This is a genomic window from Acidithiobacillus sp. TH-A36, from assembly GCF_057473445.1.
Window position 1 is genome coordinate 1 of record NZ_JBYCKP010000066.1, and the last position, 6,433, is coordinate 6,433.

The following is a 6,433-nucleotide window of genomic DNA, read 5'->3' on the forward strand; positions in this document are numbered from 1 at the left end:
TTGATTGCGGAAGCCGTCAATGTGGTCATCAGCATTCGCCGGACCGCGACAGGGCGCATTATTGATGAAATCCTGCAGGTGAACGGATGGAAGGATGGTGCGTTCATTACACAACTGGTCTGAAAGTGGTCCGGTGATTCATCCAGCCTTGAGTGCCATCATCCGATTAGTGATGTTTGTATTAGCAGCTACAGTTGACATATGCCAGAATAGCAATTATAGTTGTCACATGATCGAGCTCATAAAAACCGACCTGTTCGACCGCTGGCTTGTCGGCATTCGTGATCGTCAGGCCCGTGCGAGGATTGAGGCGCGCATTCGACGCTTGAGCCTTGGCAACCCCGGCGACGTAAAGCCGGTAGGCGAAGGCTTGTCGGAAATGAGGATCGACTACGGCCCCGGCTATCGCGTCTATTTCATGCAGCGCGGACCCTTGGTGGTACTGCTGCTTTGTGGAGGCGACAAGAGCAGTCAGGAACGTGACATTGCCCTGGCCAAAACCATTGCAGCGCAGTGGAAGGAGTGACCAAGATGGAAGTCAAATTCAGCCGCTACGATACGGCGGACTATCTCAAAACCGAGGACGATATTGCGGCCTATCTTGATGCCGTGATGGAGGATGGCAACCCCGCACTGATCGCTGCGGCGCTTGGGGATGTAGCTCGCGCCCGCAACTTTAGCCAGCTTGCCCGCGACGTGGGAATGAGCCGCCAAGGGCTGGACAAGGCCCTTTCAGGCGATGGCAATCCGAGCCTCGCAACCGTGGTGAAAGTCGCTCAGGCGCTTGGCCTGCAGCTTGCCTTCAAACCGACCCATGGTGAACCCGCACCTGCCGCCCACTGATAGCTCGCGGGCTTTGCTATTCCCTACATTGACCAGGCCCGCCTGTTTAAAGAGATGTCCCTGACGAACAAAACCGAATTTATTGCCGCCCTGGCCCGTCATGGGGAGATGTCCAAAGTGGATGCGGAAGTAGTTCTCGGCGTTTTCGGAATCAACGGTATGCTCTGCAAGAGCGGGTCTGTTTTAGCCGCGTCCAGGATGATTTTGATTAACGGTTGCGATGTTGCTTTCTATATATTGCAGGCATGATATGACATAATAAACGGAATTTCGTTGGTTATGCCATTTTATGAGGCCAATATGTTGCATGCCTACAGCTTTTCAAACTTTCAGTCGTTTGCTCAGCAAACCACGGTTGATTTCCGTGTCACCAAAAAAGTCAGGGATTCGGACTGGATTTCTGAACGCCCAACCGGGGAGCGTGTGAGCAAGGTGATGGCTGTTCTGGGTGCAAATGCAGCAGGCAAGACGGCACTGTTGAAGCCTGCGGCATTCCTTGGCTGGTTTATCGCCGAGTCATTTCAGAACCCTGCAGGCAACGACATCCCTATTGTTCCGCATTTTGCCTACGCTGATCAGCCCAGTGAGTTTTCTTGCATTCTCGATTTTGATGGCAGACTCTGGCGCTATGAACTGGTCTGTACCCGGAAGAGGGTCTTGCGTGAGGCGCTTTATCACCGGCCTGCCAGCAAATTTCGATATGTATTCGTCCGGGAATATGACGAGCAGGCTGAAGGTTATGTGGTACGCCAGCAGGATTTTGGTTTGCCTGATGAGGCCATCGTCAATTTGCGACCGGATGTATCCCTGATTTCCTGGGGTGCGCAATATGGGGTTCCCATGGCGCAAACCATGGCGCGTCCCATGGTTTTTTCCAACGTTTCGTATATGGGCCGGCTGCCGACTGGGGATGACCTGATCTCTTCAGTGGCAAGGTATTATCGGGACAATCCGCAACAAAGAGCGCAGATGGTAAGGTTACTTTCTTCCTGGGATCTTGGTCTTTCAGATGTTCAGATTCGTGATATTCCCATTACTGATCGGGGTAATCCGGACAGGACGGATGTGCTTTCCATTCCCTACGGCCAGCATCTTTCCAGAACGGGCTCCCATGAGCTGCCTTTCCATATGGAGTCCAGTGGTACCAAGGGCGCTTTTATCCATCTGATGCGGATACTGTCTGTCCTGGAACGTGGCGGCATTGCTGTTGTGGATGAACTGGAGGGTGATCTGCACCCGCACATGCTGGAACCCATCCTTGATCTTTTTGCCAATGCCGAGATGAATCCGTACGACGCTCAGCTGCTTTTTTCCTGCCATGCTCCGGAAGTGCTGAACATTCTGGACAAGTCGCAGGTTATTCTGGTTGAAAAGGATGATCAGTGCGAAAGCGCAGCGATTCGGCTGGACAAGGTGGAAGGCATTCGTGCCGATGAAAATCACTACGCAAAATACATGGCGGGAGCGTATGGCGCGATCCCCCAGGTCTGATCATTCCCGGAACCGTTGGAGCGTTCGCAAAACGATACTGATTGTTGTTGAGGGTGCGGATGAAGAAGGATTTCTGAAACACGTGCGATCCATTTTCGTTCCCAGAGATTGCGGAATCAGCGTGACAATCAGAAATGCAAAGGGGAAGGGTGCTGACCACGTTCTACGAAAAGCCCTGACTGAGAAGGCGCGCAGCAGCTATGACAAGGTCGCTGCAATGTATGATACAGATACAGAAAACCCGCGCAGCGTTTTGAAAAATAATGCACTCAATAAACGGATCATACTGTTGCGCTCCGAACCATGTCTGGAGGCAACCTTGATCAAACTGGTGGGTGAAGACCCATATGCAGTGAATACGGACTGGAAAACGCGTGTGGAAAGCTTGCTGAACGGATATCCGCCCCGTGATCACCGGGCAGACTGGTCAAAGGTCACCGCTGGCATACTGCGAAATCAAAGATCACACCTGTCTGTGATCGATCACCTGCTAAACCTGCTGGATATTCATCCTTCAGTTCCATAGCCGGCAACCCCCACTTCCTTTCCCATTTTCCTGATAGTCGTTGACCAGCATCGTGGCTGGGTAGATCACGCATCGGGAGCTTCAATATGCAACAAATGGAATCTGTTTCTCGCGTTCAGGCGCAGATGCGCCGCTGGCGACGCCGGATTGGCGGCGCGGTTATTCTTACCATTGCCGGTGCCGGTCAGGCATTGGCCAGCACTTCAGGGGGCCTCCCCTGGGATGGACCGGTGCAAACCCTGCAGAATGATCTGACGGGCCCTATCGCCACGGGCATTTCCGTCGTGGCACTGCTGGGTGCCGGCGCCGCTCTTGCTTTCGGGGGCGATGAGCTGGGTGGCGTAGCCAAAAAACTGCTGTATCTGGTTCTGGCCATCGCCATTATTGTTCTTGGCAACAACTTCCTTTCAGCTCTTGGACTGTCCGGAGCACTGGTCTGAATTTCAGCAATAACACGGTCCGTGCCTCTCTCTGACGATATTTCAACGAGCCGAATACACAGGAACAGGTCTGCATATGGATGAAAACCGGCAGGAAGTAGACATTCACAGTTCTTTGAACCGCCCCCATCTGATTCTGGGCGGAGAGCGTAGCCTGGTGATGATGACCGGCATCATCGCGGCCGTATTTATTTTCAGCCTGCATCAGGTCTGGAGCGCCGTACTCGGGATTCTGCTCTGGTTTCTGGGACAGTGGGCGCTTGCCCAGGCCGCAAAACACGATCCGATACTGTCGCGGATAGGCATCCGCAGCCTGCGTTACCGCAGGTTTTACCCATCAGCCGCAACACCCTTTGGGCGCCTGCGCAAATACTGATAGCCGGTCTTTTTTGCAGACGAGGAACATCATGCTGAACCTGAAAGAATTTCGCAGTCGTGCCATGGGCCTGCCGGATCTGCTTCCCTGGGGATTTCTGGTGGACGACGGGATTGTTCTCACCAAATCCGGAGGCTTTCTGGCAGGATGGAGTTATCTCGGCCCTGATCTGGATTCGGCCACTCAGGCCGAGCTGGCGGCGATGGGAACACGGATAAACGCAGCCCTGTCACTGGGTGATGGTTGGGTGCTGAACTGCGATGCCGTTCGTGATCGTGCGCCGGGATACGCGCCGGAAGGGGCGTTCCCGGATCGCACCACCCAGCTCATCGATGCCGTTAGACGGCTTCGATACGATACGGAAACCCGTCACTATACCAGCCGTTATGTGCTGACCGTGACCTGGTTTCCGCCACCAGATGCTGCCGGCAAGGCCGCCATGCTTTTTGTCGAGGGCGGAGCGGACAAAACAGGAGCGGGTCAGAGGGCGCTGCAGAGTTTCAAGGACAGGCTGCTGGAAATTGAAGGCCGGTTGTCCTCATTCCTGAAAATACGGCGCCTGGCCGACAGGACCGATAGCCAGGGAATTCTGGACAGCCCATTGCTGGGCTTTCTGGAATCCTGCGTCAGCTTTGATGCCCATCCCATCCGTTTTCCGGAGGATGAGCCACCGGCTTATCTGGATGCCCGTCTCGGTCGTCATGATTTTGTGACCGGTTTCCAGCCGCGTGTAGATCGCCAGCATATCATGGCCATTGCCGTGGACGGTTTCCCGTCGGTGAGTTTCCCCGGCATTCTGGATTTTCTGTCACGCATGCCCATTCGTTACCGGTGGTCTAACCGCTTCATTTATCTGGACCCGGTTCAGGCGGAGAAGATCATCAACAGCCATCGCTCGCGCTGGAGTCAGAAGCGCAAGAGCCTGATGAACATGGTCCGTGAAAATGGCGGCGGGCAGGCCACCCATATCAACGTGGATGCCGACAACATGACAACAGACGCCATTGCCGCCATTGGTGAGGCCTCTTCGGGTGCAGTGCGCTTCGGTTACTACACGAGCGTCATCCTGCTGGCCCAAGAGGATCTGGCTGTTCTGGAATCCCAGGCCAGAGATCTCAAGCGGGCCATAGAAAATCAGGGATTTGGTGCCCGCATCGAAGATGTCAATGCCGTGGAAGCTTTTCTGGGCAGCATGCCCGGGGATACGAAAGCCAATGTCCGCCGGCCACTGGTTCATACCCTGAATCTCGCACACCTGTTGCCGTTCACCAGTGTCTGGGCAGGTCCGGACCAGAATCCGTGCCCGTTCTATCCCCCTGATTCCCCGCCACTGTTCTGGGCGAGTACGGATGGTTTCACGCCCTTTCGGGTGAGCCTGCATGCCGGTGATCTGGGACACACGGAAATACTGGGACCAACGGGCGCTGGTAAATCGACGCTGCTGGCCCTTCTGGCCGCCCAGCATTTCCGGTATCCCCGTGCCCAGGTTTTTGCTTTCGACAAGGGCTATTCCATGTATCCACTGGTATCTGCAGCCGGTGGCGAACATTATGACATTGCGGGAGAGGGGGAAGAACTGACTTTCTGCCCGCTGCTGCAGGTAGACAAGGCTTCCGAGCGTGACTGGGCGGCAGAATGGATTGAGAGCCTTCTGGATCTGCAGGGATTGTCTGCAACCCCGGTCATCCGGGAAGAGATCAGCCGCGCACTGCAGCAGATGGGGGCCAATACCACGGCGGAAGAGCGGACCATGAGTCATTTTCTGACCATCATCCAGAACGTGGGTGGTGCGCCCATCAAGGAATCCCTGCGCTATTACACCCTCGGTGAACCGGGTGGAAGTCTTCTGGATGCCAGCTCGGACAGTCTGGCCCAGGATGTTTTTCAGGTTTTTGAGATCGGGCACCTGATGAACAAGGGACCGAAAGTACTGATGCCGGTCCTGACCTATCTGTTTCACCGGCTGGAACAGCGTTTCCGTGGACAGCCGACCCTGCTGATTCTGGATGAGGCATGGGTCATGTTTGGGCATGAAACCTTCAAGGCCAAAATCCGGGAATGGCTCAAGGTGCTCCGTAAAGCCAACGTGGCGGTCATTTTTGCCACCCAGTCGCTATCGGATCTGCAGAAATCCGGAATTGCCGATGTGGTCCATGAATCCTGTCCGACCAAGATCCTGTTGCCCAACGCTGAAGCCATGACGGAGAACAGTCGTCCTTTTTACCAGGCGATGGGGCTTAATGACCGGCAGATACAGATTCTGGCTACCGCCACACCAAAGCGGCAGTACTACATGATGCATCCGGACGGGAGACGGCTCTTTGAGCTGGGTCTGTGTCTGGAAGAACTGGCGTTCCTGGGGGCATCGGATCCGGAGACCATCAACCGTATCAGGGAAATGATCCATGATCATGGCGAGGCCTGGCCCGCCTGGTGGTTACGGGAACGCGGGCTGCCAGAAGCGGCATCCATCTGGGAATCGTACTGAGTTTCCCGTCCCGCCGATAAGATCATCATCCGTTTGTGACGTCACCCGAAGGAGAGACCCATGCGCATCCGTTTTTCAGTCCTTGCCCTGACCGTATTGACTGCCACTGCCAGTGCTCCCGCGCTGGCGGGAGGCGGCATCGGTATCAATCCCCTGCAGGCAACCCTGCCCGAGCAGCTAACCCAGGAAATCACTTCAGTAGCGAAACTGGCCAAGCAGGCGCAGTCCGTCGAGGAAGAAATACAGTCCGTTGAAAATCAGGTGCAGAA

General features: G+C 55.1%; 8 protein-coding genes and 1 pseudogene. All 9 read left to right on the top strand.

Annotation, left to right across the window (positions count from 1 at the left end; genetic code table 11):
• Positions 1 to 229: 229 nt before the first annotated feature.
• Positions 230 to 526 carry a type II toxin-antitoxin system RelE/ParE family toxin gene (locus tag AC2VLY_RS01625; protein ID WP_193651772.1) on the top strand — a complete coding sequence of 99 codons (297 nt, stop codon included), beginning with the start codon at positions 230 to 232 and terminating at the stop codon, positions 524 to 526.
• 5 nt (positions 527 to 531) lie between these two features.
• The gene (locus tag AC2VLY_RS01630) at positions 532 to 843 is read left to right on the top strand and encodes an addiction module antidote protein (RefSeq protein WP_193651773.1); all 312 of its coding nucleotides are present in this window, start codon (positions 532 to 534) and stop codon (positions 841 to 843) included.
• 54 nt (positions 844 to 897) lie between these two features.
• Entirely contained in the window at positions 898 to 1,092 is a 195-nt protein-coding gene (locus AC2VLY_RS01635) for a hypothetical protein (protein WP_486891730.1), read from the top strand.
• A gap of 51 nt (positions 1,093 to 1,143) precedes the next feature.
• Positions 1,144 to 2,334: an AAA family ATPase gene (locus tag AC2VLY_RS01640; RefSeq protein WP_486891731.1), complete on the top strand. Its 1,191-nt coding sequence runs from the start codon at positions 1,144 to 1,146 to the stop codon at positions 2,332 to 2,334.
• On the top strand, positions 2,312 to 2,860 hold the full coding sequence (locus AC2VLY_RS01645) for a hypothetical protein (protein ID WP_486891732.1): 549 nt from the start codon (positions 2,312 to 2,314) through the stop codon (positions 2,858 to 2,860). Before AC2VLY_RS01640 ends, AC2VLY_RS01645 begins: the two co-directional genes overlap by 23 nt.
• Positions 2,861 to 2,946: 86 nt before the next feature.
• On the top strand, positions 2,947 to 3,300 hold the full coding sequence (locus tag AC2VLY_RS01650; protein WP_310513908.1) for a TrbC/VirB2 family type IV secretion system protein: 354 nt from the start codon (positions 2,947 to 2,949) through the stop codon (positions 3,298 to 3,300).
• Between the two features lie 76 nt (positions 3,301 to 3,376).
• Entirely contained in the window at positions 3,377 to 3,676 is a 300-nt protein-coding gene (trbD, locus tag AC2VLY_RS01655; RefSeq protein WP_193651776.1) for a conjugal transfer protein TrbD, read from the top strand.
• A 31-nt stretch (positions 3,677 to 3,707) separates the two neighbouring features.
• On the top strand, positions 3,708 to 6,164 hold the full coding sequence (locus AC2VLY_RS01660) for a VirB4 family type IV secretion/conjugal transfer ATPase (RefSeq protein ID WP_486921670.1): 2,457 nt from the start codon (positions 3,708 to 3,710) through the stop codon (positions 6,162 to 6,164).
• 60 nt (positions 6,165 to 6,224) lie between these two features.
• A pseudogene (locus AC2VLY_RS01665) lies at positions 6,225 to 6,433 on the top strand (hypothetical protein); the annotation flags it as partial.